At 65.7% G+C, this 3,604-nt stretch carries 3 protein-coding genes; all 3 read right to left on the bottom strand.

Features of this window, described 5'->3' with window-relative positions; genetic code table 11:
- Positions 1-1,371 (bottom strand): MATE family efflux transporter (locus ENZ74_RS25720; RefSeq protein ID WP_164761206.1); only part of this gene is annotated, 1,371 nt, incomplete at its 3' end.
- 169 nt (positions 1,372-1,540) lie between these two features.
- The gene (locus ENZ74_RS25715) at positions 1,541-3,127 is read right to left on the bottom strand and encodes an FGGY-family carbohydrate kinase (RefSeq protein WP_063169748.1); all 1,587 of its coding nucleotides are present in this window, start codon (positions 3,125-3,127) and stop codon (positions 1,541-1,543) included.
- The coding region (locus ENZ74_RS25710) for an HAD-IA family hydrolase (protein ID WP_127313073.1) at positions 3,124-3,604 on the bottom strand (481 nt) is incomplete at its 5' end. The genes ENZ74_RS25710 and ENZ74_RS25715, both read right to left, overlap by 4 nt.

The following is a 3,604-nucleotide window of genomic DNA, read 5'->3' as shown; positions in this document are numbered from 1 at the left end:
GTCGCGCCGCAGCCAGCGCGCCAGCAGCAGCGCGGCCACCACGGCCAGCCCCGTCGACAGGCCGATCCAGATGCCGACGCCATGCAGGCCGAAATGGAAGGCGAGCAGCACGCCGAGCGGCAGGCCGACGCCCCAATAGCCGATCGCGGCATAGATCATCGGCACCTTGGTGTCGTGCAGGCCGCGCAGCATGCCGGCGGCCACCGCCTGGGCGCCGTCGAAGACCTGGAATAGCGCCGCGAAGACCAGGAACGACACGGCAAGTTCGATCACCCTGGCATTGGCCGGATTGCTCAGATCGATGAAGGCGCTGATCAGCGGATGCGGCCACAGGATCATCACCAGCCCCATCAGCGCCATGAACGAGACGCCGATGACGAAGGCGGTCCAGCCGGCGCGCGACACGCCTTGCGGATTGCCGGCGCCATGCGCAAGGCCGACGCGCACCGTCACCGCCTGGTTGAGGCCAAGCGGCACCATGAAGGAGATCGAGGCGATCTGGATGGCGATCGCGTGCGCGGCCAGCGAATCCGCGTCGATCAGGCCCATCAGCAGGGCGGCCGCATTGAAGATAGTCACCTCGAAGGCGAGAATGCCGGCAATCGGCAGGCCGAGCCGCAACAGGCCCTTGAAGCGTGGCCAGTCCGATCGCCAGAACCGTCCGAACAGACGATAACGGCGGAACTTCTTCTCCAGCATCACCACGGCAGCCAGGCCGATGAACATCAGCGTTGAGGACAGCGAGGTGGCAAGGCCCGACCCGGCAATGCCCATCGACGGCACGCCGAGATTGCCGAACATGAACACCCAGTTGAAGAAGGCATTGCAGGCGACGGCAACAAAGACGATGACCAGCGCCCAGCCCGGCCGCTCCAGCGCCGAGATGAACGAGCGCAGCACGATATAGAAGTAGAAGGGCAGCACCGCCCATTCGAGCCAGCGCAGATAGATGCCGGCCTGATGCGCCAGTGCCGGTTCCTGGCCCATGGCCAGCAGAATGCCTTCGCCGTGCCAAAGCACGAGCCAGATTGGGATCGAGATCAGGATCGCCAGCCACAGGCCCTGGCGCACGGTGCGGCGCAGGTCGCGCACCGAATAGCGGCGGCGGCCAAGCTCGGTGGCGATCATCGGCGATGTCGCCAGCATCAGGCCGAGGCCGAAGATCAGCGGCATGAAATAGAGGTTGGCGCCAAGCGCGCCACTGGCCAGCGTATCCGGCCCCAGCCGGCCCATCATCATGACGTCGGTGGCCGTCATCGCGGTCTGGCCGAGATTGGTCAGCACCATCGGCCAGGCGAGCGCCAGCGTCGCCCTGATTTCCTGACGCCAAAGATTTTCCGGCGCGCGAGCGCCGGCTTCGATCGCAGACATTGTTCCGCTCTTTCCAGATACGGCACGTCGGCATTAAAGCCGGAAGCCGCATTTCAAACGGCAAAACCTTCGGTTTCGCGGCGTTTGCGTCAGCTTCTGGACGAAACGCGACATGAAGGCAAGAGAGGAGGGACGGGAACGGATTGAGCCAGGGACCGGCCCCGGTGCTCTAGCGGATCGCGTCCAGCATCCGCCGCTGGCGGTGCATCTCGAGGAAAACCTTGTAGTCGCGGTCGAAACGCCCTGATGATTTCGGGTTCGACGCGCGCGTCCTGCCGCCTTGCTGCATGGCAAGACAGGCCGCGTTGAGGTCGGGAAACAGCCCGGCCGCGGTGGCGGCGATCATGCCGGTGCCGAGCAGCACCGCCTCGTCGGCCAGCGGCTCGATCACCGTGCAGCCGGTGGCGTCGGCATAGAGCTCCATCAACAGCGGGTTCTTGGTGTGGCCGCCGGTGACATGCAGCGTATCGATCAGATAGCCGTTCTCGTTCAGCGCCTCCAGCACGTGGCGCACGCCGAGCGCGATGCCGACGGCGGTGCGCCAGTAGAGTTTGCACAGGCTGTCGAAGGAGGAGTCCAGCGTCAGCCCGCTGACGACGCCGACGGCATGCGGATCGGCGAGCGGTGAGCGGTTACCATGAAAATCGGGCAGCACATGCAGCCGCGCGGCAAGGTTGTCGCCCTCGGTGGCGCGCAGCTCGGCGACACGCCTGGCGATCTTCGCATGCATGGCGGCATCCGGCTCGCCGCCGGCGCCGTGCCAGCGGATGATGTGGTCGAGCAGGGCGCCGGTCGCCGACTGGCCGCCTTCCGACAGCCACAGCCTGGGCAGCGCCGCGCCGTAATAGGGACCCCAGACGCCGGCGAAGGGCTGCGGATCCGGTGACATCGCCATGACGCAGCTCGACGTGCCGGCGATCAGCGCCAAATGCCGGCCGATGTCCTGTTGGTCGCCGGCAAAGCCGCCGAGCACGCCAAGCGCACCGGCATAGGCATCGATGACGCCGGCGCCGACCCGGCATTTCTCGCTCAGCCCAAGCTCGGCCGCTGCCTGGGCGGTCAGTTGGCCAATATAAGCGCCGACCGGGCTGGCCTTTTCCGGCAAATTGCCGTGCTCGAAAAGATCGCCGAGGCCGACGAGCGCAAAGAAGTCGCGCCGCCAGCCGGCCTCTTCATGCGCCAGATAGGTCCATTTGGCGGTCAGCGTGCATTGCGAGCGGGCCAGCGAACCTGTCGCTTGCCAGGTCAGGAAATCGGTGAGATCGAATAAATAGCCGGCTTCATTCCAGGTCTCCGGCAAATTGCGCTTCAGCCACATCAGCTTCGGTGTCGCCATTTCCGGCGACATGACGCCGCCGACGTAATTCAGCACGGCGTGGCCGCTTGCCGTGCATTCGTCGGCCTCCGCGATGGCGCGGTGGTCGAGCCAGACGATGGTGTCCCAGCGCTTGTCGCCCGTGGTCGAGACGCTGAGCTGGCCGCCTTGCCGGTCGCGCACCACCAGCGAACAGGTGGCATCGAAGGAGATGCCGACGACCTCCTCGGCAGCTATGCCGGCCTTTTCGCGGGCAGCGCGCACGGCGGCGCAGACGGCCGACCAGATATCGCGCGAATCATGTTCGGCGTGATCGGGCTTCGGCTGGTTCATGGCGATCGGCCGCTCGGCGCGGCCGAGCAAGGTGCCGTTGGTGTCGAGAATGCCCGCGCGAGCGCTCCCGGTGCCGACATCGACCGCGCAAACGAACTGTTTCGTCAAGATGCTCTGTCTCTCGCTCCCAGGCCTGCAATCAGATCGGGCAATTGCAGCATGTCAGCGAATATAAAGTCCGGTTCACTCGACGCAAGCCGCGCTTTCAAGGTCGGGTTGCCGGCATGCGAGCCGCCGGTGAAGGCAAACACGCGCATCCCCGCCGCCCGCGCGGCAATGATGCCGGCCGGGCTGTCCTCGATGACGAGGCATTTGCGTGGATGGGCCCGCATGCTGGCGGCGGCATGCAGGAACAGGTCCGGCGCGGGCTTTCCCTTGGCCACCATGGTGGCACTGAACAGGTGCGGTTCCATCAGCCCAAGCAATCCGGTGACGTCGAGCGCGTAGCGGATGCGGTCGAGCGTGCCCGAGGACGCGACACAGAACGGCAGCCCAAGCTTCGGCAGCATCTTCTTGACACCGGCGATCGGCTTCAGCTCCTCGCGGAATTTGCGCATCAATTCGACGCGCATCTCGGTCAGGTGC

The organism is Mesorhizobium sp. M7A.F.Ca.CA.002.15.2.1, assembly GCF_003998715.1.
Classification (GTDB): Bacteria; Pseudomonadota; Alphaproteobacteria; order Rhizobiales; family Rhizobiaceae; genus Mesorhizobium; species Mesorhizobium ciceri.
This window is presented reverse-complemented; position numbering and strand designations above follow the sequence as displayed.